Source organism: Sutcliffiella horikoshii, assembly GCF_002157855.1.
In the GTDB taxonomy this organism is placed as follows: domain Bacteria; phylum Bacillota; class Bacilli; order Bacillales; family Bacillaceae_I; genus Sutcliffiella_A; species Sutcliffiella_A horikoshii_C.
In genome coordinates this window covers 3,779,925-3,806,808 of the sequence record NZ_CP020880.1, presented here as the reverse complement: position 1 = coordinate 3,806,808, position 26,884 = coordinate 3,779,925, and the positions used below count along the sequence as shown (strand labels likewise).

Annotated in this window: 17 protein-coding genes; 14 read left to right on the top strand and 3 right to left on the bottom strand. The window is 37.5% G+C overall.

Going from position 1 to position 26,884, the window contains the following annotated elements; all coding sequences use genetic code 11:
* The first annotated feature begins 17 nt into the window (after positions 1–17).
* Positions 18–1,619 carry an ABC transporter ATP-binding protein gene (locus B4U37_RS19480; protein ID WP_088019576.1) on the top strand — a complete coding sequence of 534 codons (1,602 nt, stop codon included), beginning with the start codon at positions 18–20 and terminating at the stop codon, positions 1,617–1,619.
* Between the two features lie 18 nt (positions 1,620–1,637).
* A complete protein-coding gene (locus tag B4U37_RS19475; protein ID WP_157663847.1) occupies positions 1,638–2,432 on the top strand; it encodes a hypothetical protein in 795 nt (264 codons plus the stop codon).
* Between the two features lie 48 nt (positions 2,433–2,480).
* Here the strand turns inward: B4U37_RS19475 and B4U37_RS22295 are convergent, their stop codons facing one another.
* Positions 2,481–3,410: a hypothetical protein gene (locus B4U37_RS22295; RefSeq protein WP_198317050.1), complete on the bottom strand. Its 930-nt coding sequence runs from the start codon at positions 3,408–3,410 to the stop codon at positions 2,481–2,483.
* 192 nt (positions 3,411–3,602) lie between these two features.
* On the opposite strand from B4U37_RS22295, the gene B4U37_RS19465 reads away from it, so the two are divergent.
* Together B4U37_RS19465 and B4U37_RS19460 are read left to right on the top strand one after the other, a co-directional pair.
* Complete coding sequence (locus B4U37_RS19465) at positions 3,603–5,762, top strand: cell wall-binding repeat-containing protein (RefSeq protein ID WP_088019574.1); 2,160 nt, start codon at positions 3,603–3,605, stop codon at positions 5,760–5,762.
* A 162-nt stretch (positions 5,763–5,924) separates the two neighbouring features.
* Positions 5,925–7,772: a cell wall-binding repeat-containing protein gene (locus B4U37_RS19460; RefSeq protein WP_245840105.1), complete on the top strand. Its 1,848-nt coding sequence runs from the start codon at positions 5,925–5,927 to the stop codon at positions 7,770–7,772.
* Positions 7,773–7,826: 54 nt separating this feature from the next.
* Here B4U37_RS19460 and B4U37_RS19455 read toward each other — a convergent pair whose 3' ends face one another.
* Positions 7,827–8,192: a hypothetical protein gene (locus B4U37_RS19455; protein ID WP_088019572.1), complete on the bottom strand. Its 366-nt coding sequence runs from the start codon at positions 8,190–8,192 to the stop codon at positions 7,827–7,829.
* A 272-nt stretch (positions 8,193–8,464) separates the two neighbouring features.
* Here B4U37_RS19455 and B4U37_RS19450 point away from each other — a divergent pair, with 272 nt between their 5' ends.
* Positions 8,465–10,744: a cell wall-binding repeat-containing protein gene (locus B4U37_RS19450; protein WP_088019571.1), complete on the top strand. Its 2,280-nt coding sequence runs from the start codon at positions 8,465–8,467 to the stop codon at positions 10,742–10,744.
* A 134-nt stretch (positions 10,745–10,878) separates the two neighbouring features.
* Positions 10,879–12,216: a cell wall-binding repeat-containing protein gene (locus tag B4U37_RS19445; protein ID WP_088019570.1), complete on the top strand. Its 1,338-nt coding sequence runs from the start codon at positions 10,879–10,881 to the stop codon at positions 12,214–12,216.
* 45 nt (positions 12,217–12,261) lie between these two features.
* Here the strand turns inward: B4U37_RS19445 and B4U37_RS19440 are convergent, their stop codons facing one another.
* Positions 12,262–12,984, bottom strand: coding sequence for a PIG-L deacetylase family protein (locus tag B4U37_RS19440; protein WP_157663846.1), 723 nt, complete (start codon positions 12,982–12,984; stop codon positions 12,262–12,264).
* On the opposite strand from B4U37_RS19440, the gene B4U37_RS19435 reads away from it, so the two are divergent.
* The 8 genes from B4U37_RS19435 (at position 12,956) to B4U37_RS19400 (ending at position 26,866) form a co-directional block, all read left to right on the top strand.
* A complete protein-coding gene (locus tag B4U37_RS19435; RefSeq protein ID WP_088019568.1) occupies positions 12,956–14,176 on the top strand; it encodes a heparan-alpha-glucosaminide N-acetyltransferase domain-containing protein in 1,221 nt (406 codons plus the stop codon). The two genes, B4U37_RS19440 and B4U37_RS19435, sit on opposite strands and share 29 nt — an antisense overlap.
* Positions 14,177–14,272: 96 nt before the next feature.
* Positions 14,273–14,671 (top strand): cell wall-binding repeat-containing protein, encoded by a 399-nt coding sequence (locus B4U37_RS19430; RefSeq protein ID WP_088019567.1) that lies wholly within the window; start codon positions 14,273–14,275, stop codon positions 14,669–14,671.
* Between the two features lie 164 nt (positions 14,672–14,835).
* Positions 14,836–15,012, top strand: coding sequence for a cell wall-binding repeat-containing protein (locus B4U37_RS19425; protein WP_088019566.1), 177 nt, complete (start codon positions 14,836–14,838; stop codon positions 15,010–15,012).
* Between the two features lie 207 nt (positions 15,013–15,219).
* On the top strand, positions 15,220–19,788 hold the full coding sequence (locus B4U37_RS19420; RefSeq protein WP_088019565.1) for a cell wall-binding repeat-containing protein: 4,569 nt from the start codon (positions 15,220–15,222) through the stop codon (positions 19,786–19,788).
* 269 nt (positions 19,789–20,057) lie between these two features.
* Positions 20,058–22,151, top strand: coding sequence for a cell wall-binding repeat-containing protein (locus B4U37_RS19415; protein ID WP_157663845.1), 2,094 nt, complete (start codon positions 20,058–20,060; stop codon positions 22,149–22,151).
* 48 nt (positions 22,152–22,199) lie between these two features.
* On the top strand, positions 22,200–22,946 hold the full coding sequence (locus tag B4U37_RS19410) for a hypothetical protein (protein ID WP_157663844.1): 747 nt from the start codon (positions 22,200–22,202) through the stop codon (positions 22,944–22,946).
* A gap of 27 nt (positions 22,947–22,973) precedes the next feature.
* Entirely contained in the window at positions 22,974–25,274 is a 2,301-nt protein-coding gene (locus tag B4U37_RS19405) for a SpoIID/LytB domain-containing protein (RefSeq protein WP_088019562.1), read from the top strand.
* A gap of 161 nt (positions 25,275–25,435) precedes the next feature.
* Positions 25,436–26,866, top strand: a complete 1,431-nt coding sequence (locus B4U37_RS19400) for a lipopolysaccharide biosynthesis protein (RefSeq protein WP_088019561.1) — start codon at positions 25,436–25,438, stop codon at positions 26,864–26,866.
* Positions 26,867–26,884 lie beyond the last annotated feature (18 nt).

Sequence of the window (26,884 nt, the reverse complement as noted above, 5' to 3'; positions counted from 1 at the left end):
ATGGAGGCTTGACTTAAATGAAGCCAAAAGTGAAATTTGAAAACATATCTAAAAGTTATCAACTATATAAAAGACAATCTGATAAATTATATGATGCTTTATCATTTAAGAAAAAGAGTAAAGAGCGTACCTTTACTGCTTTAAACGATATATCCTTCGAAGTTTTTGAAGGAGAGGCAATAGGAGTCATTGGAATAAATGGGTCTGGGAAGTCCACTCTATCGAATATTTTAGCTGGCATTATTCCTCCTACTTCAGGAGAGCTAACTATTAGAGGAGAAGCATCACTCATTGCAATTAATGAGGGGTTAAACAAGCAATTGACAGGCCTTGAGAACATAGAGCTTAAATGCATTATGATGGGATTAGATAAAAAAGAAATAGAAGAAATAACCCCTCAAATCATTGAGTTTGCTGATATTGGTGAATTTATAGACCAACCAATAAAAAACTATTCAAGTGGGATGAAATCAAGATTAGGTTTCGCCATTTCAACATTTACAAATCCTGATGTTCTAATTATTGACGAAGCCCTTTCCGTTGGTGATAGAGTTTTTTATAAAAAATGTATAAAGAAAATTAATGAATTTAAGGCAGCCGGCAAAACTATCTTTTTCATTAGTCATTCCATGAAACAAACAAAGTATATATCAGATAGAGTGCTATGGTTACATTATGGTGAAATTAAAGAGTTTGGCGAAACTAATAAAGTATTGGAAAACTACAATGAGTTTATTGAATGGCTAAATACATTATCGAATGAGGAAAAGAAAGCATATAGAAAAGATATGTTGGATAAGCAGGGAGATGTAGCTAAACAAAGATCTTACGCAGAAAATGTAGTTCCTACAAATAAAATGTTTTTAAGTACCTTTTTACAGCTTTCCGTAATATTCCTTTTCACAGTAGTTAGTGCTTTCTTTATGTACACTGAACGATCACCGTTGGCATTTTTTAATTCAGAAAAGGAAGTAATCCCGATAGAACTTCAAGAAGAGGTCCCTAATAATAGTGATCTTGTTCCAGAGAAGGTTGATAAACAAGGGAGGGTAAAAGTAGAGGTTTCTAATTTCTACGATAATGTTGAATTGACAAATAAAGTCACTAACCTAGCGTTTGGAAGTGAAGTGCAGGTACTTGAACAAATTGGAGAGGTGTACAAAGTAAACTACGATTCTAATGTATACTATACCGACCAAAAAAATGTAGAGATCATGAAGGACACTCCTGTTGCGAACTTTACTATTTTAGAATTTGATCCATTGCTTCCCGAAGGATTATCTAGTTCCTACCTATTCTTCTTAGCTCACTTGAATATGGATTTTGAAAATGTGAAAAATCAATTGAACGGCTTAACGAATGAAGGAGTAAATAACGAAGGATATGCTTTCTTAGAATACTCATATGATAATGTCACTTTCACTTTTAACGAAAATGGTATTGGACATCAACTGATTATCTCTCAGATTTATAGTGACCAAGATCTGCTAGATGCCATTAAAAATAATGCACATGTAGTTTCTGAAGATGGAAAACAGATTTTTATACCTATTGATGGATATGATATAGTCATTAATCTGGAGAAAAAGATTTTAATGATTACTGTAAATAACGAATAAGTAAAGATTGGGAGTACAATGATGGGGAAACTAGTAATAAGTATAATTTGTGTATTATCAATAGGGGTAATTGCTTTTGGTATTTTTCAATATGACAAGAAAATTGAAACGACTAGTGAGCAAGCCAAGTTAAAGATTGCTGAAACAGATACTAATGTTGATGAAGAAAAGGAAACTAGTAAGCCTCAACTAATGGATACAAAGGAACTATCTACTCTAACAGCTAATCTACAAGAGCCGTTAGCACAGAAAATTTCAAACGCTCTTGAAGAAGAGAAAAAGCTTACTTTAGTTATACTTGGATCCCAGGCTATTGGAGAGCATGAGGAAGGGACTTCGTGGACAAAACGTTTTGTAGAAGAACTAAATGCATCATATGCAGATCTGTTTGAATATCACATTGAAAACGTTGGAACAAAAAACTCTAGCCAAGTAATCGAGGAAAATATCCATGAAAAGGTTGTCACACTTCAACCAGACATTCTAATAATTGAGCCATTTCTTTTAAATGATTTAGGGTATACCACCATGAAAGACACCCTTTACCATTTAGATATTTTGTTAAGTACGGTAAAAATAATTAAACCAAACGTTACAATAATGCTGCAACCGGCCAACCCAATCGCAGATAATGAGTATTATCTTGATCAAGTAAAGGAATTAGAGAATTTTGCAAGTGAAAATAATTATGTATACCTAGATCACTGGGAAACATGGCCATCTGAAGAGGAAAATACACCTACCATTTCTAAACAAGAAGGTCAGGATATTTGGGCAAGCTATCTTATCAAATACTTTACAAATAAAGAGTAATAAAAAAACTTGTAAGATATACAATTCTTACAAGTTTTTTTGTTTAGGTTAGTTAAATATATTTGTAATAAAAGAGATTACTGATTTATAAACTCTGACAAATACGTTGCTTTCTTCCGCTTCTTTTTCATTAATAGTTTGTTCTGTACTATTTGTTTCTTCTATCTTCTTATCTGTACTTTTTTTGGTTTCTTTATTTGAAATTATTTTAGGCTTTTTTCCTTTAACTTCATTTTTATACTCTTCTCGGAGTTCCATCATCCTATTATATACTTCAACCATTAAAACGGACTGACTTAAAGATTGGAATTCCTCAGAATTAATTAATACATCTAACTCTTTCATTTGCTTATCTGATAATTTTTTTACCAGTTCTTCTAAACTGTGCTCCTCATCCGAATTGCTGCTATCAGACATCATCCTTAAGATATTGTCTAGAATGTAATAATTAAAGGAAGGGTAAGTCGATTGATTGATATGGTATAAGTACAAGGCTTCATCGACATTAAACTCAGTCATCTCTTCTTCCAACACAGTGTCCTCTTCCTCAATAGCATCTGGCTCAGGTTCCAGTTCAACTACTGGCTCCGGCTGTGGAGCAGGTTCAGGCTTAGGCTCAGGTTTAGGTTGTGGTGCTGGAACAGGTTCCGGTTCCGGTTTTGGTTCTGGCTTTGGTTCGGGCTTTGGTTCTGGTTTTGGTTCTGGTTTTGGTTCGGGCTTTGGTTCGGGCTTTGGTTCCGGTTTTGGCTCGGGTTCAGGCTCCGGCTCCGGAACTGGTTCGGGCTCGGGTTCCGGTTCGGGCTCAGGTTCTGTTATTGGATTAATAATAGGACTAGCAAAAGAAAAAGTAGTTAACTTTATAGCCTCCATATTACTATCATTGGTATTGGCTAAAACGGTAGTTTCTTCTTCTAGTAAGTACAGTAGGGAAGAAGCAAACAGGATAGTTAATATTGGTTTAAAACATTTGTTTTTCATAGTTTCCTCCTAATAACTCTTCTATCCGTTATTTTAGCACATTTCTCTCAAAGAATATTTATAGATTATAGAAAAATAAACATTATTTTACATAGTTTAGTATTATTTTGTATAATAACTTGCTATCATAGAACCAGTACAATTATTCAAACTAAAGGGGGAAATTGAGAATTGCAGACTATTAGGTACATCATGTTAATTTTACTATTTTCGCTAACGATGCCAACGTCGATTTTGGGACAAGAATATAAAGAATGTGCGCAACCTAGCTTTAATGAAATCGACGAAAAGCTTACAAAAGAAGCGCTTCTAGCTGACATCCCGCCAGAGATAGTAAAGGCAATTGCGTTTGAAGAATCAGGCTGGTTACAATGCGTGGAGGGAGAACCTTTGGTTGCACCTGACAATGGCATTGGGATTATGCAAATAACGGACCATGCAAATCAGTATGATGAAGAAAGATTAAAATATGACATAGACTATAACGTTCGTGTTGGAATAAGTATCCTGAATGAGAAATTTGAATATAGTGGCGTTGACATCCCTGTGCTAAATGATGGTAACCGCGATACTATTGAGAACTGGTATTTCGCAGTTATGGCATATAACGGGATTAAGCAGGTTAACAGTCCGTTAATACGAGCATCAAGGGAGAGAAATTTTGATTCCTATCAGGATCGTGTTTTTCAACGCATTGGAAAAAGCTCTGATTTAAATTTAAATACTGCTCTAGAAGAAATAGAATTATCTCATCTAACATATGGTGAAAATGGTTCTTTATCCTTTGATAAGCTAGACTATAAGCAAGAAGGAATCGTACATAAAACTAAGCATAAATTTCAACCAAAAGAACTGGTTATAGCAACGGAGGAAGTAAATGTTAGGGATACGCCTAGCGCTACAGGTACAAGACTTGGAAAGCTTAATCAAGAAGTAATCATGATTGAAGATTCATATGTCTATGATACGGCTAATAGAAACTTTAATCATTTTGGTTGGTATCCTATTTCTAACGACTTGGAAGGTAAGGAGAAACATGGGTATGTCGCTTCTTCTTATTTAACTTCTTTTGGTAAGAGAATATCTGGACCAGATAGATATTCTACTGCTAATGAAATTGCCCGCGAAGGCTGGGCTAAGGCAGAAACAATTGTTATTGCTAGTGGACAGAACTTCCCTGATGCTTTAGCAGGCGCACCGCTGGCCTATAAATTAGATGCTCCAATCCTTTTAACTAAAAAAGATAGCTTACCACTTCAGACCAAGAAGATGATAGAAGAGCTCGGTGCGAGTAAAGTCATTTTGTTAGGCGGGACGGGTGCTGTCAGTAATGAGGTTAAACAGAGCATTGAGAATATTAAAGGCGTGGAAGTAGAACGTATTAGCGGTACTACTCGATATGAAACTGCTGTCAGAATTGCAGAACGTCTGGGAGGGACACCAGAAAAAGCGATAATTGCTAATGGTTCCAATTTCCCTGATGCCCTTTCAATCGCACCATATGCAGCGGAAAACGGTTATCCAATCCTTTTAATTAAAGGTGGATCAAAAACAATTAATGCCCCGACAGCGGAATTATTAACAGATAGGAAAATTAGCCAAACCATAATAGCTGGAGGTCCGTCTGCAGTGAGCGATGCGGTAATGAAAGCACTGCCTAAAGCAGAGCGTATTTCAGGTAGTGACCGCTACGCTACCTCAGTGGAAATTATCAAAGAACTTAACTTGCCTACTGAGAATATTTATACTGCAACAGGCAGGTCATTTGCTGATGCTTTGACAGGCTCTGTTCTCGCTGCGAAGAAGGGAACTTCCATTTTACTTGTCGATGACAAAAAAAGATCAGTAGTTTCTGAATTGGTAAGTAATAGAAACATTTCTAACTTCCAAGTGCTTGGAGGGAGAAGTGCGGTCAATGACAAAGCTCTTAATCTACTCTTTAAAGCTAGTAAAGGTGTTTATAATACTGCTGAATTAAGTACTGAGGAAAGAAAAGTAATTGAGCTAGTCAATGTGGAACGTACAAAGCATGGAGTTCCGCCATTATCTACTCATATTCAACTTAGTCTTGTGGCAAGGGAAAAATCATTAGATATGAAAGAGAACGAATACTTCCATCACACAAGTCCTGTGTATGGTAGCCCATTTGACATGATGAATCACTTCAATATCGAGTACACAATCGGTGCTGAGAATATTGCTAGAGGTCATGTAAGTCCTGAGCAGGTTGTTAATGCTTGGATGAATTCAGATGGTCACAGGTTAAATATATTAAATCCTGATTTGACGCATATTGGCGTAGGGTACGAGAAAGAGTTCAAGCATTGGACTCAGATGTTTATTGGAAAATGATGAAGAAAACGAGGGAGAATCTCTTTGAAGAGGTTCTCCATTTTTTATTTAAATATATTAAAATGTTCTTTTTGTGGTAAAAATTAGTGTATTTATCTAGTAATCTTGTTATCATAGAACAGGACAGACAAATTTTAAGGGGGATTTTAGCTAGTGAAAAAAATGAAATTTCTAGTTGTACTATTAACACTTACTCTGTTCCTGCCGCAATCCATTAGTGCACAAGAGAACACGGGATGTAAGCAACCATCTTCATTGAATGAGATTGACCGCATGTTAACAGAAGAGGCAATTAAACAGGATGTACCAGCTGAAATAGTTAAAGCGATTGCATTTGTTGAGTCACTAGGGTGGGCCCACTGTGTTGGTGATAAGGCGATTATCTCTGGAGATGGTGGAATTGGAATTATGCAAGTTACAGATCCTGAAGGTGAGTATAAACTAGATCAGAAAAGATTAGTAACCGACATTCAATATAATATTAAAAGTGGTGTTATGATTCTAAATGATAAGTTTGAGAGATTCAGTGGTAATGTAATTCCGATGCTTAATGATGGTAATCGTATGTATATTGAGAATTGGTATTTTGCAATCATGGCATACAATGGTATTGTGCCTATGAATAGCCCTATTTATTTATCTGATGAAAATAAAGATAAAAAGGGACAAAGAAATATTAAATCTTACCAGGACCGAGTGTTGACAGCATTAGAAAAGGGGAATCCTGGTATTGAATTAAATCGAACATTCGACCAAATTAAACTGGAAGATTTAGAGTATGTTGAAGTTGCAGGTGGGAAAGAAATAATTCGTTTCAAGAAGAAAAGTTACACTACTTTTGGTCCGCTTACACACACAGCTTATTTATTCGGACCAGATGATTTAGTAAGAGTGGATACAAAAGTTAGAAGAAGGGCACAACCAAGAACCATTAAGGATTTTGAACCTTATTTCAATCCGGGTATTCTCACCATAAAAAGCTTGGTGAAAACTGATGAAACCGATAAAGAAAATATACACGGCTCATACAACCATTTTGGCTGGTATTTAGCTTCTAATGGTGGGGTTGAAAATAAATTAACGGGTCATGTCGCTTCCAGTTACTTAAAGCCTTTCGGTAAAAGAATTGCAGGAGAGGATCGATATGAAACTGCTACCAAGATTTCCGAAGAGGGATGGGGAAACAAAGCGGATACTGTCATTATTGCAGACGGAAGCAACTTTCCAGATGCACTATCCGGTGCCCCTTTAGCGTATAAGTTAGATGCACCAATCTTGCTTACTTCACATAAAAAGGCAGAGCTCAATGAATCTACCAAAGCAAAAATAAAAGAGCTAGGAGCAACAGAGGCTATTATTTTGGGTAGTAAAAGTGCCGTGTCTTCTAAGGTTCAAAGCACCATAAAGGAAATGGGGTTAACAGTTAAACGAATTGGAGGGAAAGATAGATATGAAACATCTGCCCTCATTGCAAAAGAACTAGGAGTTACTTCTCAAGCAGTTGTAGCTAGTGGTAGCAACTTCCCAGATGCTCTTGCCATTGCACCTTATGCCGCAAAAAATGGCATCCCTATCTTGTTAACAAAGGGTGGAGGAAGCGAACCTTTAAATTCAGTTGTGGCTAATACCATTAACAACCATAAGGTTACTTCAACTATTGTAGTAGGTGGAGACAATGTGGTAAGTAAAAAAGCATTCAATGCCCTCCCTAAAGCTGATAGAATTGCAGGTAAGGATCGTTATGCTACATCTGTTGCGATTATTGAAGAACTTAAGATGCCAATAGATATGCTTTATGTTGCAACAGGAAAGAGCTTTGCTGATGCATTGACTGGCTCTGTTTTAGCAGCAAAGGAGAATGCAGCAATCTTGTTAATTGGAAATATACAAAACCAAGAGAGCATAGAAACTACAAATCTCATTGCTAAACACAACATTGATACTTTCTATGTACTAGGAGGAGACTCTGCAGTCAATAATGATGTTTTGAGTAGACTTATCCTTAAATAATACAACAATCCCCACTCCCTATAACGGAGTGGGGATTAACTTTCGTGCCAAGCTTTATAATTGAAAAAGTGCAATAATCCAAATAGTGAAAGTTAAAAGTAATACTCCGCTAGTAATTCCAACTACCTTTTTGGCAAGGGTAGTGTCTTTCACATAATACAAAACAAAAAGTAATGGAACTAAAAACCAAGGAATGGAGAGTAATAGAGCAAGCAAATAAAAGGTAAAGATTCCTTCGGTGTGGGCGAATTTAATGATGTATGCCGGCAGTCCCAGTGCCACACTGGATAGGCAAGACACTATAATCATTTGTATCCAGTATGTTTCAAAAAAAACTGAGAAGTTTTCTCTTTCAAAGGCAATGTTTAACTTTGGCCGTTTGAGTTTTAGTGCAGGTAGAAAACGTTTTGTAAATTCCATTAGAAACCTCCCCTTTAATCTTCTATTCTCAACATATGTATGCCATTCTAGTAATATTCCTACTTTACTTTATTCCCCAATTACTAGATTTGTAACATTGATTTCACAACTTTTATAGAAATTTAAAACGCAGTTATTTACATTTTTAGTGGAAACACGACAATATCGGCAAATAATAGACAAATTACCTATTCATTCTCTTGTAATCTATTTGATAAAATTAATACTGTAATGAAATAATTGTAGTTTTATAACAAGGAGGAAAGTTTTTCGTGCAAAAAAGTATTATTGCCGTAAAGTTGTGTTTGTTGCTTTTGCTGGTACTGGCTGTAGATAAAGGCCACGCAGAATGGAAGGGGGAGAAACATTCTGTTCATCCAAGCGGAAATGCTACAGTGTCGCTAGGGAATTATGAAGTAACGGTTTCTAATGGAGAAACTTCTACCGCAAGTGTTTATTTCGAAGGAAAATTGCTAGAGGAATTAGTGATGGATCTTGCTGAATTTTCCTCAGTATCCACTTGGAATGTAAACAATAAAGGGTATGTTTTATTAGAAAATAAAAAACAAGGTACAGGCGGTTACATGCAATTCATCTTATTGGAATTGACAGGAGGTATTTCAAAGCAATTGTACTTATCCGAAGAGTATAAGATGGGTTCTGTAAATGTTGATACTGACGGAATAGAAGTAACCTATGTAGATGCGAATAAAAATCTTATAGATAGTGTCATGCTACTAAAAGATACATATACGCATGCTGATAATGGTTCTTTAATTTTAGTAGAGCAAGGTGAAAAACAAAGAATTACTAAAGAAACTGTTACAGAGAGCTTTTCTTTTCAATCTACTGGGGATAATCGTATTTTAGGTGAGAATCCTTCGAACGCTGAAATGAATAGCATGTTAACACAGGAAGCAATTATCGCAGGTGTTCCTCCAGAACTTGTAAAGGCGATTGCATGGCAAGAAAGTTCTTGGAGACAATTCCGTACAACAGATGATCCAAGTGGTCTGTGGAAAAAGGGAGATCCAGTGGTTTCTTTTGACGGTGGTATAGGTATCATGCAAATTACCGAGCCGAATATGACTGCTGATCGTGAACTTAGGTTAAAAGTGGATATTCGTTACAATATTCAAGAAGGATTAAGGATTTTAAAGGAAAAATGGAACTACAGCAGTTGGGGGCGTATCCCAAAAATTAATGGGAATGACATGGCTGTAATTGAGGATTGGTACTTTGCAGTCATGGCTTATAATGGCATTTCACGTCGAAATGATCCGCAATATTATCCAGATAATACTTACCAAGATGTTATTTATCGTCATATTGAGCGTATGGCACAGTTGACGGTTACAAAGTTTCCAGAATCTCAGTTAAGAAGCGATATTTACTACAACGAATCAGGATCACTTCTTTTTAGAAAAGATCACTATTATGTGAGTGGGCCTTTCACCACTTCCAAGCACTTCTTCTCAAAACATGACCTTGTAAAGGCGACGGAAAGCGGGGTCAGGTTAAGAAAGTCTCCGGAAGGTTCGGAGATAAGAATGACTACAGCAGGTGAGTCGCTTCAAATTGTGGGTCCTTATCAAACAGGGAATAATAGTAGCAACCATTTTGTCTGGTACCCTGTGAAAGATATGAATTCAGATGAAACGTATTTCATCGCGTCAAGTTATCTTGAAAACGTCCGTATTTCAGGACCTAATCGTTATGCCACAGCCGTAAGTATTTCTAAAGCCGGCTGGGATAAAGCAGACACAGTAGTGCTCGCTCGTGGCGACAATTTCCCTGATGCATTGGCTGGAACTCCACTTGCATATAAGTTGAATGCACCTATTCTTCTGACTAAGAAAAATGAACTAACAGAAGAAACGAAAAACGAGTTAGTGCGTTTGGGTGCTAAGAATGTTATTATCCTCGGAGGAACAGGGGCTGTTTCTAATACAATCTCAACAAATGTCCGTAGTATGGGGATAGAGGTAAAAAGAATTGCAGGAGCTAACCGTTTTGAAACGGCTAAATTGATTGCAAATGAAATGGGGACAAACTTCTCCACTGTTGTTGTAGCAAATGGGTATGGATTCCCTGATGCACTTGCTATCGCTCCATATGCAGCAAGAAACGGTATCCCGATTTTATTGACTGAAAAGACCTATATCCCAGGTGCTACGAAAACGATTCTTAACTCAGCGAGTAAAACTATTGTTGTTGGTGGTACTGCTGTTGTGAATAAAAATCTATTAAATGGAATGCCTAAAGCTACCAGGATTTCAGGAGCAACAAGGTATGAAACAGCTTATAAAATTGGCACACAGTTCGACTTTTCATCAAAAGAAGGGTTGGCTGTAAGTGGGACAGACTTTCCAGATGCTTTGACTGGATCAGTATTGGCTGCTAAAAGGAATGCACCACTTCTACTTGTGAATCCAACATACTTACCAACAGAAACGTTGCAGTTGGCACGTGCTAGAGATTTTTCCAGTATATTTGTTTTGGGTGGTACTTCTGCTGTACGAACAGATACCGTTATTAATTTAGTTAAATAGTCTTGGCCCAAAAAGCGTCTATAATATTACATTATAGCGCTTTTTTGTTACTGAATTTTAATATTCGGACTATTTTACTAGTGTTATAATGAGTAAGTAAATTATGTAATAATATGTAGATTTAGGGGGAAAAAATGAAGACTTCAGCATGGAAACGATACATAGTCGCTCTAGTTCTTGGTATGGTCGTTATTGTCACTTTGCCTTCCGTTAATTATGCAAACAGTTTTAATGTTGACAGAATTAATGGGGAAAATAGATATGAAACTGCAGTGGCGGTTTCTAAAAAAGGATGGACAAGTTCTAATACTGTTATTATCGCAGCTGGAAATCAATTTCCTGATGCACTGACCGGTACACCGCTTGCCTATTCACTGAATGCACCTATCTTATTAACACAAAATAGTTCTCTTCCTAGTGAAACAAAGAATGAAATAACTAGATTAAAAGCGAAACATGTCATTATCCTTGGTGGCACAAGTGTAGTGACTGCAAATGTAGAAACTCAGTTAAAAAAAATGGGTATTACTAATATTGAAAGAATTAGCGGCACAGACAGATATTCAACATCTGTTAAAATTGCAGAAAAGTTAGCTGGTCAGACGGATACTGCAGTACTAGTTTATGGTAAAAATTTTCCTGATAGCTTAGCGATTGCTGCGCATGCAGCCAGAAAAGGCTATCCGATTTTGTTAACGAAAACAGATTCTTTGCCTGCTACAACCAAAAAGGTACTCTCTAAATATAAAAATACAATTGTTGTTGGTGGAACAGGCGTGATTTCTGACAAGATTATGAAAGATGTACCAAATGCGAAAAGATATTCCGGAAAAGATAGGTATGATACTGTATCAAAAGTAGTCAATGGTCTTCATGTTAAATTTGGGGAAAATGTATATGTGGCAACAGGTCAAAGTTATGCAGATGCATTAACAGGTTCTGTCTTAGCTGCAAAGAAAAATTCATCCCTTGTATTGGTTCAAAAGGACAAGGTTCCTTCACCTGTTCAGACTGTTTTAAATTCTGTAAGCTCTTCTCAAGCTTCCATTATTGGTGGGACAAGTGCGGTTTCTTCGAATGTGGAAAATGTACTTGGTTTCAACACAGATGCCCTAGTGAACACTGCTAAACAGTACTTAGGTACTCCTTATCAATATGGCGGTACCACTCCATCTGGTTTTGATTGTAGTGGATACATTAAATTCGTGTTTGAGAAACATGGAATTAGTACACCTAGAACTACGCGGGACCTATATTCTGGTGGTAAATCGGTTTCCAAGCTAGAGGTTGGAGACATTGTATTTTTCAAAACAGACCCAAGCTACAATGGAGCTTCCCATGCAGGCATTTATATCGGGAATAACAAATTCATCCATGCCAAATCAGCTGGATCTAATATTGGCGTGACAATTGATGAAATGTCCAATAGTTACTTTTACCCAAGATATCTTGGAGCTAAACGTTATCATTAAAAAAACAGGAGGGAAAACAATTGTTTTCCCTCCTGTTTTTTATTGTTAGTAATGGTACCGGCTTTCCATATTGTTTTTTGCTGAAATAAAGTAATCTGGGACAGAAATTTTGCCTATGGAATAACTGCCGGAAGCAGGATCCCATTTTTCATAAGCTTCTAATGCATCTTTCATGCGGGATTTTTGATCTTTGTTTATAAGTTTTATTTTGTTATCAAAAGGGAAATTTTCGTGTTCTTGGACAGGAAAATAGAATTTTCCATTATGCACTATTTCTTCATCTATTAAGTCTTGAAGTGCCTCTCCAGTGACAGAATGATCAGAGTGAGGATCTTTATCACTCATAACATGGTGTATGACTTTATCATCAAGTTTATCTTTGTGGAGAATGATATGTGATATATCATCTTTGTTTAGTTTTCCATCTGGCAGATCAAGGATTGTGACGTTGGATGCTTTCACACCAAGAGCACTAACTGCAGTCTTAAATTCTGTTGCTCTTGCATCCCCAAACTCATCAACTGAGATTGGAGGTTGGCCTTCCAATTCCAACTGTTCGTTTACTGTATTGATAGCTTTGCTAGCTTTCCCTTTAGACAGTAATACAACATGGACTTCTTTACTTGCAGATAAAGCATGAATGATTGCTGGTCCCAAGCTAAGAACTTCATCATCCGGATGGGGGGAATAAAATACTTCAAGCTGATCATTTTTGGTGGCAGAGCAACCTGCTAATATAATGGTTAATAGAAGTATTAATTTTTTCATCAGTGGTCCTTTCCTGTTCGACAAGTATGCTACAATCATTTTATCAAACTTTATCTATGAAAGTGTAGGAACAAATTTTATGGCAGCCAATAATTCTAGCGCGAAAAAAAGATATAGATCAATAGATATTACTAGGGGGATTGTCGTCCTAGTATCAGTATTTGTCAGTGCCTTGCCTGGAGGAGGGGGTTATGATTATCTCCGCCATGCATATTGGTACGGTTTGACGATAACAGATATTGTGTTTCCAGCTTTTTTAACTGTTTACGGTATCGGTTTAGCTATTGTATATCGGAAGGGTGTGAGGTGGAAAGACCTTTTAAGGAGAACATTTTTACTGGTTCTATATGGCCTTCTATTTAATTTAATAGCTTCTTGGAGTTTTGATTTATCCACTTTAAGGTTTACAGGTGTGTTGCAATTGTTTGCCATAACTGGTTTGGGAGTGGTGATTCTATCCTACTTGGCTAAAGGCTGGAAGAGTATGATGGCCTTAGGGTTACTTATAGCAAGTATTTACTTAACGGTACTAGTACTTTCCGGTGGAAGTTGTGAAGGTGGAGTGCCTCAGCGAGATTGTAATCCTTCAGGAGTGGTAGATGTGTTGGTGTTCGGTGAAAAACATATGTATGCACAAGGAGAGAAAGGATTTGATCCTGAGGGAATCCTATCAATGTTTAGTGCACTGTCTAATGTAGCTTTTGGTTTTGCGGTGGGGCTGGTGTTAAATGGTAGAAAACAGATTCTTCAACGAGTTTTTGGTATCTCTATAGGACTCATATCGTTAGCATTTATTTTTAATAACTTTATAGAATTAAATAAGCGGTTATGGACGCCTTCTTTTGCGATCCTAGCAAGCGGATTGACCTTGCTACTTCTGGCGATCCTCTTTTACCTTATTGATACAAGAGAAAGGAAGCAAGGGAAGCTTACAGGAATCCCTCTTTGGTACTTAGAGGCATTTGGACGAAACAGCTTTTTAATTTATTTTGGGAAGATGCTTGTATTCCTGTTATTCGGGAAGATTGTTATTAATCTATTTGAAAGAGAAGGATCTCTGGCTTCATTATTGTTTGAGTTTTTAGAGGGAAGAGTGGCGTATCCGCATTTCTTCTACAGTGGCTTATTTATAGTGTTCTGGTCCGTCGTTGCGGTGGTCATGCATGCTAATAAGAAATATGTGAGAGTGTAGGTTCTGATCTGAAAAACGTGACTAAGGTTGCGTTCTTTTTTTGTCTGCAAAATTGAGCGATTCTAGCAGGAGGCAGGGGTCGTATTGAATTAAGTTATGAACGGAACAACTCTGCTAGTTAACGATAACGACAAAGTTCTACAAAATGCAATAAATGAATTGAAGCGTCTTTTGAAGAAAGAAGGCAAAGTAATTATCCTTGGAGGAACAAATGAAATTTCTTCCAATATGGAAAAAAGCATAAAAAAGTCCTTTAAAATAGATAGAATCTCTGGTGAAAATAGAACAAAAACTTCTATTGAAATAGCAAAAAAAGTGAAGAAAAATCTACAGGAAATTATAGTAGTATCAGGTTTAGACTTTGCTGATGCTTTAAGTATCGCCCCATACGCATCAAATACTACGACACCTTTATTGCTTAATACCACCAAGATTACTCTGACAAAAGAATTGGAGGATTATGTAATACAAAACAAAATAAAAAAGTCACTGTAGTAGGTGGAAGGTAGGTGGTTACAGAAGATGCGGTAAATAAGTTGAAAGCTGCCGGGGTCAAAGATGTTTCTAGAGTGTCAGGTACTAATAGATACTTGACTTCAGTTGAAGTAGCCGAGTAGTTCTATATAGAAAGTGTAGCTGTAGGAGTAGCAAGCGGCAAAATGTTCCCAGATGCATTGAGCGGAATCAATTTTGCATCCAAGAACAATATGCCATTAGTATTAGTAAATGGGCAAGCGATGATAAATGATCTTACCGGTTATTTAAAAGAAGCGAAGGTAGAGCATTATTACATCTATGGCGGGACAAAGTCAGTAAATGCAAATATAGTAAAATAGTTTTATAAAGGAGCCAATCTATTACTAGAGGTTTCTATTTCTATGCAACAAATAATATTCAAAATATTTAAAAGATAAACAATTGACTAAAAAGTAAACCCTCTGTAAAATTATAGTGTAATTTGAAATCTTATGTAGGAAGAAAGGAGGATTATCTTTTTACGTATCGTTTCATTTTTCAACAATATTTGGGGGAGGTTTTTGTTAGTGCAACTTCGTAAGTACTTTCTAGGCTTTGTGGCTTTCTTACTAGTGTTCTCCAACCTGCAATTTGCTGTTGGGGCTACATCGGTAACGAAAACACCAAATGGGATTGATCTAAAAGAAGTAAGAGAAATGCTTGATGAAAGACAAAAGTTTGAGGAAGCTGCTGACGCGGCAAAAGCTGCTTTTTCAGCAACGGATAAAGTCCGTGTAATTGTTGAGTTGGATGGAGAAGCACCGATTCAATATGCAACAAAGAAAAATGTTCTTTATAAGGACCTTGATGAGTCTACTAAAAAATCTTTGGTAGATACAGTTGAAAAACAGCAGGCTACTGTTAAATCTGCTATTTCTTCTAAAGGTTTAACTGTGGAGTACAAGCACCAATTTACTACTGCCTTCAATGGTTTCAGTGGTGAAGTGATGTTTGGTGACATTAAGAAAATCGAAGCTTTAAATGGGGTAGCGAACGTATACTTAGCAAATGAGTATAATCGTCCAGAATTTGAACCAAATATGACTACTAGTCATGATTATATTCAATCCATGCAAGTCTGGGCTGATGCTCATTTCAAAGGAGAAGGTATGGTCGTTTCGGTAATTGACTCCGGAGTAGATCCTTCTCACAAAGATTTCGTGATAAGTGATGGCACGGAAGAATACTTAACGAAAGACCTAGTAGATGGCCTAGTAAACTCTGAAGGCCTTAAAGGGAAATTCTATACTGAAAAAGTACCTTATGGCTATAACTACTATGACCAAAACTACGAAATTAAAGATGTAGGACCTGCTCCATCTGAGCACGGGATGCACGTCGCGGGTACCGTAGTTGCAAATGGAGAGATCATGGGTGTTGCACCTGAAGCGCAAGTATTAGGGATGAAAGTGTTCTCAAATGATCCTTTATATCCTTCTACTTGGTCAGATATTTACCTAGCTGCAATCGATGATTCTATCAAACTAGGTGCAGATGTCTTGAACATGAGTTTAGGTTCTACTGCTTCTTTCTATGAAGCGGATAGTGCTGAGGATGTAGCAATTACACGTGCAGTAGAAAACGGAATCGTTTCTTCTGTATCTGCTGGTAACTCCGGTCATATCGGATACGGTTGGGATAATCCATTATTCCAAAATCCTGATATTGGTGTAGTGGGAGCGCCAGGTCTTAATAAAGACACTTTACAAGTGGCTGCTTCAGGTAACACAGCTTACTTATATCAACATTCTTTAACTATTGATGGAACAGACTTTGAAGGGGTTGGATACGGCATCGATAGCTGGGAAGACCTTGCAGAGGTGGAACTGTTTTTATTAGATGGACTTGGTCATCCTGAAGATTACCAAGGTGTGGACGTTACTGGCAAAGTAGTAGTAATGTCACGTGGAGAATTAACGTTCTTCGACAAAACGCAAAATGCTGCTGCAGCTGGAGCAGCAGGGATTGTCGTTTACAACCATGATCCAGAAGCATTGTTCCATGAAGACCAAGGTGGTTGGGCTGTTCCGTTCATGAAACTAAGCTATGAGGACGGACAAGCTATCGTAGAAACACTTGAAAATGGTAATACTGATGGAAACGTAGAACAATTGAACCAAAAAGAAAGCCCTGAAATGGGTAGAATGACAGACTTTACATCTTGGGGTACTACTCCAAGCTTAGAATTAAAGCCAGAAATCACAGCACCTGGTGGAAACATCTACTCTACTCTAAATGATGACAAGTATGGAGTGAAAAGTGGTACTTCCATGGCTGCTCCTCACGTAGCTGGTGGTGCTGCACTAGTTCAACAATACTTGAAAACTGATGAGAGATTTACTGATTTGAACGCTGAAGAGCGTACTAGATTAGCAAAAGCTTTGATGATGAACACTGCTGACAGCATCGAAGATTTAAATGGTAATGACTATTCTCCTCGCCGACAAGGTGCAGGAATGATGCAACTTTTTGCAGCAGTCGATACACCTGCATATGTAGTAGAAAAGAATAGCGGTGAAGGTAAAGTAGAATTAAAAGCATTTGATTCCACTAAAGTAAGTTTCACTCTTTCTGCTACTAATATTGCTGATTACGAAGTTTCATACAAAGTTGATACTTCTGTTTTAACAGACTCTTTCTTAGAGCAAGAAAATGGACCAACTCTAAATGCATTAACAACTGGTGCTTTAGAAGGTGCGAAAGTGACAGCTCCTAAAGAGCTTACATTAGCAGCTGGTGAAACGAAAGAATTCACTGTTTCCATAGACTTGGCAAATGCAAAAGTTCCTGGTTACACAGCGGATGGCACACCTACAAGTATGGATCTTGTAGAAAATATTTTTGTAGAAGGTTTTGTAACGCTTTCTCATAAATACGAAGCAGATCTTTCTGTTCCATTCTTAGGTTTCTATGGTGATTGGAGCGAGCCTTCTGTATTAGATGGATTTATGGCTTTTGGGGAAGAAAAGTACTATGACGTTGGCTTCCCGGCTGATGCAGTTTTTGAAGATGGAGTGGAAGATGCACAGTTCTGGATGACTCACTTAAATGATGAAGAAGGAAATGCTTTCTATGGATTAAGCCCTAATGAAGACGGGTGGAACGATAGCATCAATTTCCTTAACGCATACCTGCGTAACGCTAAAGAAGTACACTATAATGTACTTGATGAGAATGGAAAGGAAGTTCGTAGAATTTTATCTTCGAACTACGTAAGAAAGAATTACTTTAATGCTGGAAATGGCACATATTTCTCATTGGATGCTGATCGTGCTTGGGATGGTACGGTTAAGGGCAGTGTAGTTGCAGACGGGAAATATTATTATGAAATCAACGCTCTAGTTGATGGCACGGATAAGTGGCAATCTAAAAAGATCCCAGTTGTTGTTGATACTACTGTTCCTACAGTGGAAATCACATCTTTCAATGAAGAAACTGGTGAGCTTGAGTGGAATGCTACTGATGCAGGAGTTGGTCTTGACTTAATCGTTGTTTATGTTAATGGTAAAGCAATGGTTCTTGACGCTGATGCTAAAAATGTAACATTACCTACTTCTGATATTAATGACATTGAAGTACTTGCAGTTGACAAAGTAATGAATATCGGTTTCGATACCTACACTTTTGGTGATGGTACAGAACCTGTAATATTTATGATGCATCCAGAGCCATTTGGCGCATATGCAACAAATGAGGTTCCTGTGTCTGGTTATGTTACAGATGACGTTCGTGTTGAAAAAGTGATGGTAAATGGTAATGAAGTAGCTACGACTCTTGTAAATGAAGAAGGAGAAGACCGCTACTACTTCGAAACGACAGTAACATATGAAGAAGATGGATATTACGATGTTCTTATCACTGCCCTAGATGGCGGAGGTAATGAATTTGGAATTTCCAGAAAGGTTTTCGTTGACACAACAGTGCCAACTTTAACTGTAGATGTGCCGAAGTTTGTTGATATGGATGTAGAAGAAGTAACAGCTACTACTCTATTAGAAGATAACTTCAACTATGTTTCTCTTCACGTAGATGATAATCATGAATTTGAACAGCCTTTCACAAGTCCTGTTAAAATCATGGAGCCTGCTAGCGTGGAATATGAAACTACTTTAAGCTTAAAACCAGGAAACAACCACTTTGTTTTCACTTTAACAGACCTAGGTGGAAACACAGTAACGAAAGAAGTAACTGTTTACCGTAATGAAGTTGCAGAGCGTGTTGATCGCTTAAGAGGTGCAGATCGTTATGCTACTGCAGTAGAATTAAGTAAAGAAGGTTGGGAACAGTCTGATGTAGTAGTGATTGCGCGTGGAGACAACTATGCAGATGCACTTGCTGGTGTACCGTTGGCTCATAAATACAATGCACCACTATTATTAACAAAAACTGCATCTCTACCAGATGCTACAAAAGCTGAGATTGAGAGATTAGGTGCGAAGAAAGTTTACATCCTTGGTGGAACTGCAGCTGTAAGCAAAGATGTAGAAGATACTTTCAAAGCGCATGGTCTTGAAGTAAAACGTCTATCCGGTTCTGATAGATGGTCTACTGCTGGAGCAATTGCTACAGAAGTTGCACCAAATGGAGCGAATGGAGTAGTTGTTGTTAATGGCAAGAACTTCCCGGATGCTTTATCTGTTGCTTCTTATGCAGCACAAAACGGCATGCCAATTCTATTAACGGATCAAAACGAATTACCAAAACAAACGAATGCAGCATTAATCGCACTTAGCCCTAAACAAGCTATTGTTGTTGGTGGAACAGCAGCTGTTTCTGATAACGTATTGAAATCTCTACCAAATCCTAAGAGAATTGGCGGAAAAGATCGTTATGAAACTGCTGTAAATGTTGCAAAGCATTTTGATTTAGATGCAAATCATTACTATGTTGCAACAGGCAAGCAGTTTGCCGATGCACTAGCTGGTGCGGCACTTGCTGCAAATCACCATACTGGTATTTTACTAGTTGGAACTAGCGTTTCTGGCCATGTTGAAGGTTTCTTAACTTCTGAGGAAGTAGATACTTTAACTGTTATTGGTGGAGAAAATGCTGTATCTGCTTCAGTGTTAGAGCACTTAGCAAAAATCGTAAAGTAATAGATTAATTAAGTTAAAGCCGCTAGGGGGAATCCTCTGGCGGCTTTTTCTATTAAAATTTATTCGATATATATAGTAGATAGTAATCATTTTTACTAGGTAAAATCACCTTGATACGTGCGTCAAGTCTAAGCTTAATAACTATTTTTAAAATTGGTTCAATTTGTAAAAGGAAAAAATGTAAAAAACGACACAATTCTGTAATATACGATGGTATAATATAGCAAGATTCGATAATTTTTTCATTCTTGGGAGGTTAAGTGTTAATTGTGAATTATTTTAAGATTTGTAGTTTGCTAGTGTTCCTATTTTTTATGGCACCGATTGTTTCTTTTGCAGAGAAGGTACTAGTTATTGATCCGGGGCATGGTGGGAAATTCTCCGGTACGTGTGGATTCTCAGGTAACCAAACTGGTTATTGTGAGAAACATGCTAATTTAGATGTAGCAATCCGTTTAAAAGAATTACTAAAGAATACAGACATCAAGGTTTATATGACACGTGAATCCAATAATAAAGATTTCGCTGCAACCTCAAAAGAAGACTTGATTCAAAGAATGGTAGTGGCAAATAACTTTATTAAAGGCAACAATGATGAAAGTTTGTTCCTTTCGATTCACCATAACGCACATCCAACTTCTCAAGTGGCAAAAGGGTTTGAAACTTATTACTATGATTACAGTGCGATGAGTGAGTCGGAAAAGCAATATCCACCAGACCCAATACAGATCGGATTAGCTGAAGAAAGTGGAAAGTTTGCTAGATTAGTACATAATTCAACTCTAGGTAAAATTAGACAGTTTGAAAAGGGATACATTGACAGAGGTATTCACAACCACCAAGCATTTTTCGTTATTAGAAATGCGCAAATGCCATCTGTACTTGTTGAGCTTGGCTTCATGTCGAACAAGGACGAAGAGAAGATAATCAAAACTTCTCAATTCCAGCAAAATGCTGCTCAAGGATTGGCTACAGCGGTCATCAATTACTTCAAAATTTATGAAGTGTATGATAAAGATCGCAATAAATTAGCTACTTTTGATAAAAAAGAAGATGCACTGAACTATGCAAAAAAACAAACTAAATTTGTTGAAGTTTGGGACAAAGATAAGCAACAAACCATCTTCACAAGTGATAAATATAAAGTTTACGATAAGGTAAATGGTTTATTGCAAGAGTTCTATACAGAACAAGATGCCATTAATTTTGCAAAGAATCGAAAAGATTCAAGAGTTATTCAAGACAAAACCGGGTTCATCGTTTGGTCGAACTATATAACTCCTAAATATGAAGTATACAGTCAGGATAAGCTTCTAGGAAACTATCTTGATTATGATTATGCACTAAGTAAGGCTAAGGCGAGCTCCAATTCCAAACTTACTGTTATCGGGACAGGCGAAGTGATTTGGACAAATATCAGCGGGGTTCCAGTCAGTCGTGTCGTAGATGTAGAGAGACTTTCTGGTACAGATAGATATTTGACTGCTATTGAGACATCAAAAAAAATCTATCCAAATGGTTTTGACGGAGCAAAAGAAGAAAAAACGGTCATCCTAGCAACTGGTAAAACATTTGCAGATGCCCTTTCTGCTGGGCCGCTAGCTTCAAAATACGGAAATGCTCCAATCTTACTTTCTAGGAATACAGAACTTAACAAAGAAGTATTCGCTGAAATTACTCGTCTGGGAGCAAATAAAGTGGTGATTATCGGAGGACATGGTGCGGTTCCCGAAAATGCGGAAACCACTCTCCGCGATAGCGGTTTAGAAGTAGAGCGTATTTCAGGTAAAGATCGCTATGAAACGAACAGAGCCATCCTATCTGAACTAGGTGATGTAAGTGGTGTGTTTTTAGCATCTGGTCAAGGATTTGCTGATGCTCTTGCGGCTGCACCGATTGCAGCTAAAAAGGGCTGGGGAATTCTCCTCACAGAACAAAGCTGGATTTCGCAACAAGCAATCCCTTATTTGGCAGGTAAAGAAGTTGTCATTGTTGGTGGAAATGCAGCGGTTTCAACTAAAGTAGAAGGTTCCATAACAGGTGCAAGTAAAATCTCCAGATTATCCGGAGCAAATAGATATGAAACATTGGCACAGCTATTGTGGCATTTTTCAAGTGACCTTACAGGTGAGACGGTTCTTGTGTCAACAGGTCAAAACTTCCCTGATGCTTTAGTTTCTGCCCCATTAGCCATTCATAATGGTGCTCCACTAGTATTAGTAGGAGACAGCAGAAACAGAAATGTTGAGTCATTCCTTATGGCTTATACAAATGATGTCCGTGTAAATAAAGTAGAAGTTATCGGCGGAACAAGCGCGATAAATAATACTCAAATTTCTACTATTACTACAAAATTAAAATAACAAACAGAAGACTCGATAAGAATCATCTTATCGAGCTTCTTTTGAAAGGTGATTGTTTTGCAAAAGTCTTATCTATTAATTGTTTTAACTTGCTTATTATTAATTATTTCTGCTTGCTCAAAGACAGAAGAAAAAGAAATCGTAACAAACAATGAAAGTAGTGAAGAAACGAGAGATACCACTTCAGAAGATACCGGTTCTGCCGATACTAATGAAGAGGAAACTACTGAAAAAGAAGAAAAGCCTGAAGAAGATTCTTCAACCGAAGAGGCAGAGGAAAGTGAAGCTCCCTCAGATCCTGGCTTAAAGGTTTATCAACCAAGCGTTGGCTGGGAAAAGAAATTCACCGATGGCGAGGACATTGTCGTTACAGAAAAAGTAATTGCTTCAAATGAAGAATATGTACAACTTGCTATGATGGTTGGTGGAAATCAATCTATTCAAATCTATAAATGGACACCATCTGAAGTGGCACTAGTTTATGAAGAGGTTTCCGTGGATGATGCTTCTGTAAACATGCTAGATTCCTTTACACCAAATGAGAATCCGGAAGTGTTGCTTTCTGAAACAACAGCACAATGGGAATTAGTAGAAAGCGGAGTTAAGCTAGATGTAGAATATGGTTCATTTGAGGATGTCTATGTCATTCAGAAAGTGACAGATGAAGTAGAAGATGCTGATACCATTTATACACGCTATTATGCTCCTGGATATGGCTTAGTAAAAGAAACATATGAGGTAACAGGAGAATATGGTTATTCAGGAAAATCCGAGCTTGAAGTTGTAGAAAAATAAGAAGAGAAACACAATGGGGGAAGAGAAATGAAAAAGTGGATTGTTTCATTGCTAGTGGCTTGTCTTGTATTCCTGCCGAGCCTCACACAAGTAGAGGCTTCATCTGCAGCTTCCATTCCAAATGAAGTTTCAGTGAAATTGAAGTACCATCTGAAAGAGAAAAAAGCAATTCCTTTCAATTTTAACGGAACGTATCAATTGGTAGATAGCGGTTTTGAGCTTAAGCAAGATAGAACTTATGAAGTGAAATTAAATGGCAGTGTCATTGAACTTTATGAAAATAGCAAAAAAATTAAAAGTTTTAATCAAACGTTTGAAATAAAGCCTGTTAAGTACGGAAAAAGCAATTACATCCGCTTAAATGGTCGTCCCTATCTAGGAAGCATTCGTTTTATGATTGAAAATAACTATCTGGTACCTGTTAATAAATTGCCGATGGAAGATTACCTTAAAGGCGTTTTGCCGAGTGAGATTTATCCTAGTTGGAATATTGAAGCTCTAAAGGCTCAAGCTGTTGCGGCAAGGACTTACGCTATGAAACGAGTCCATCAAGTAATGACGGATGATGTTGGTTCCCAACGTTATGATGGCTACATCTGGTGGGATCATACGAAGTATGAGAATACTAATAGAGCTGTTAATGAAACAAAAGGACAAGTCCTTACATATAATGACCGTCTAATCGATGCAGTATTTAGCTCGAATAACGGAGGTTATATTGAAAGTAATAAAGGGGCGTGGCCAGGTGGTAGCCAGTTAGACTATTTAATTGCAAAAGAAGATCCAAACGATCCAGCTTTTGATTGGAATCTTTCTCTAAGAGAGCAACAAATCGAAGTAAAGGAGCTTGACCTTAAAAACCCTCAAGACTGGTGGGCATCCACTCAAGAAAGTGGATTGAAAAACCCGTTGAAATTTGCTAATACAAATGAGTCAAAAGTGTTAACGAACGTAAAGAATTATTTAAAAAAGGAAACTTCGGATCTAAAAGATGCAACTATTAAAATAATTTCAATTAAAGATGTGGCTGTTTCCAATACTACAACACCAGGTCAAAGAAGAACACATGGTAGTTATACTGTGGAGTATATGGTTCAACATAAAGATGGAAGCTTTGTAATGGAAACAAAGGAAGTTGACGGTGAAGAGCACACAGAAATCAAGGTGCATTCTTACCAACAAGTGAACAGCCCAATCACTAACATGCGTTCCATCTTCGGAATAAATGATTTTAAAAGTCACTTTGTCACTACGATTTCTTTAAAAGATGGCGTGTATGACATTAAAGGTAAAGGCTGGGGGCATGGCGTAGGAATGAGTCAATACGGTGCCAAGGCAATGGCAGATCAAGGAGATTCCTATGTTGATATTCTTGGTTTCTACTATTCTGGAACTACTTTTTCCAATTATTTTATGGATCATATTAATAATAGTTTAAGAGGCTCTGATCGTTATGAAACAAGTACTGCAATTGCTGAGTATGGCTGGGATAAAGGGTTCCAAACAGTAGTTATTGGGCGCGGAGACAATCCTGTTGATGCGCTGACTGGAAGTGTGTTGGCGAAAAAGTATGATGCACCTCTATTATTAGTGAAAACAGACGAAATTCCAAATTCAGTTAAAGAACTGTTAGCAACACAAACCATTCACCAGATTTTTGTTCTAGGTGGACAAGCTGCTGTTTCTGATAAAACAGTAGCGGAATTAAGAAAATATGCTACACAGGTTATACGAATTAAAGGTAGTGACCGTTATGACACTTCAGTGGAAGTAGCAGGTCAAATTGATGCTAGAGGGGAAGTTATCATCACATCAGGTAGCTCTACTTCACCTGATGCACTATCTGTTGCATCTCATGCTGCTTTGAACCAAATTCCGATTCTCTTTACCAAGGTTGAGGAAGTATCGTCAAGTGTCGAAGAGTATTTGAGAAATAACAATGTGAAAAAGGTCACCATCATTGGTGGTAAAAGCGCAGTGTCGAATGAAGTAGAAGCGAAATTGTCCAGCCTTGTTGATGAAGTGAAGCGTGTCAGCGGTCCGGACCGCTACGCAACTAGTGTAGCCATTGTAAATGAGTACAATTTAGATCCACGTAACCTTTTCTTTGCACGCGGAGAGCAATTTATTGATGCTCTTCCAGGATCGGTTCTTGCAGCTAAAATGGAGGCGCCGCTTTTATTAACGAAAAAGGATTCATTGCCAGATGCTGTTTCTGGCTACATTAATACAAACATTCATTACGTTCCATCTGTACATTATTTGGGTGGAACAGGTGCAATTTCTGAAAGTACCAGAAGCGAAATTGAATTGAATATCTTGAAATAATTAGAAAAGCTGTCCTTATGCAGGGCAGCTTTTTGTGTACACTTAAGTTAATAAATCCCCTATTAGTAAATATGACTCAAAGTTTTAGTTATCTCTACTTTTATGTATAATAAATGAGGTATGAATGGAATTGTATTTGATGATGTGGAGGAACCATTTTTATGCTATCAAAACATGCTTTTGCTTATTTTTTATCACATGGTGTACCGGCGCTTGTCAGCTTTGCCAGTATCGCCATATTTACTAGATTATTAAGTCCTGAAGAATACGGGATGTATGCGCTAGTTTTTGCGGTTGCCGGGATGGTGAACGCAGTTCTATTTGAATGGCTCAAGTTGAGTTTGCTTCGTTATTATCCGAAATTTAAAGAAGATAATCGCTTTTTGGAGACCATTAAACTATCTTTTTTAGCCTTAATTGTAGCGACGTTTGTTGTTGGCCTCATTACCATGTTCTTTTTTCAGGGGAAAGAGTTTTCTCCAATATTCATCTTCCTCACCCTATTATTCTCATGGACACAATCATGGAATAGTATTAATCTTACGCTCATGCGTGCTAAACTATCACCCAAATCTTATGGTATGTTAGCGTTCAGTCGTACAACATTAGGGTTGGTTCTTGGTACAGCTTTCATCTATGCCGGATTTGCTGAGATTGGTTTGCTATCGGGACTCATTCTGGCATTTTGGATTACGCTGTTGATGCCGACATTGAAGTATTGGAAGCTAGGTGTTAACCTAAAGGCTTTCCATTCGGATTATTTAAAACAATTTTTGAAATACGGAATGCCCTTAACGATAACATTGTTGATGGGTGTGATTATTCATAACTCTGATCGCTTGATTATCAATTATTTGTTGGACACAAGTGCAACCGGTATTTATGCGGTAACGTATGACCTTTCTGAACAAACAATCTTTACCTTGATGATGATTATTAACTTGGCTGCATTTCCAATTGCTGTGAAAGTGATGGAGGAAAAAGGGGAAATCGCGGCATATGAACAGGTCAGAAAAAACACTAGCTTGATATTTTTAATCGCATTACCCGCGGTGGCGGGGTTTGTTCTAATTGCAACCAATATATCTCATCTTTTCTTAGGTGAATCCTTCCGTGAAGATGCGCTTGTCCTTATGCCATATATTGCAATAGGAGCTTTGTTAAAAGGATTCAAGTTGTATAGCGTGGATATTATGTTCCATTTAAAACAAAAAACGGCCCTACAAATTTTCCCGGTTATAGTAGCTGCTGTGCTCAATGTTGCACTTAATTTCCTTTTAATTCCTAAATGTGGAATAGAGGGAGCGGCAATAGCTACTGTGGTTGCATATGCAGCAGCCGTGGTGATGAGTTGGATTATTGTTCATATTCAGATTCACCCACTTCCTTTTCCAGCAAAAGATTTCATCAAGGTTGTGACGGCATCAACTGCGATGGGACTTGCCTTATGGCCGTTACAGGATAAGACTGGTGTGCTTTTCCTTATCGGACAACTGGTTGTAGGGGGCATCACATTTTTGTTAGCGGCGATTGTATTAAATATCATGAATGCACGGACTATATTAATGAAAAGATTGAAAAAAACTTTGTAAAGATTTGAGGGATACACC

Coding starts and splice junctions, on each gene's coding strand:
- B4U37_RS19480 (WP_088019576.1), top strand. CDS start 18: ATGAAGCCAAAAGTGAAATTTGAAAACATATCTAAAAGTTATCAACTA.
- B4U37_RS19475 (WP_157663847.1), top strand. CDS start 1,638: ATGATGGGGAAACTAGTAATAAGTATAATTTGTGTATTATCAATAGGG.
- B4U37_RS22295 (WP_198317050.1), bottom strand. CDS start 3,410: ATGAAAAACAAATGTTTTAAACCAATATTAACTATCCTGTTTGCTTCT.
- B4U37_RS19465 (WP_088019574.1), top strand. CDS start 3,603: ATGTTAATTTTACTATTTTCGCTAACGATGCCAACGTCGATTTTGGGA.
- B4U37_RS19460 (WP_245840105.1), top strand. CDS start 5,925: ATGAAATTTCTAGTTGTACTATTAACACTTACTCTGTTCCTGCCGCAA.
- B4U37_RS19455 (WP_088019572.1), bottom strand. CDS start 8,192: ATGGAATTTACAAAACGTTTTCTACCTGCACTAAAACTCAAACGGCCA.
- B4U37_RS19445 (WP_088019570.1), top strand. CDS start 10,879: ATGAAGACTTCAGCATGGAAACGATACATAGTCGCTCTAGTTCTTGGT.
- B4U37_RS19435 (WP_088019568.1), top strand. CDS start 12,956: ATGGTTAATAGAAGTATTAATTTTTTCATCAGTGGTCCTTTCCTGTTC.
- B4U37_RS19440 (WP_157663846.1), bottom strand. CDS start 12,984: ATGAAAAAATTAATACTTCTATTAACCATTATATTAGCAGGTTGCTCT.
- B4U37_RS19430 (WP_088019567.1), top strand. CDS start 14,273: ATGAACGGAACAACTCTGCTAGTTAACGATAACGACAAAGTTCTACAA.
- B4U37_RS19425 (WP_088019566.1), top strand. CDS start 14,836: ATGTTCCCAGATGCATTGAGCGGAATCAATTTTGCATCCAAGAACAAT.
- B4U37_RS19405 (WP_088019562.1), top strand. CDS start 22,974: ATGAAAAAGTGGATTGTTTCATTGCTAGTGGCTTGTCTTGTATTCCTG.
- B4U37_RS19400 (WP_088019561.1), top strand. CDS start 25,436: ATGCTATCAAAACATGCTTTTGCTTATTTTTTATCACATGGTGTACCG.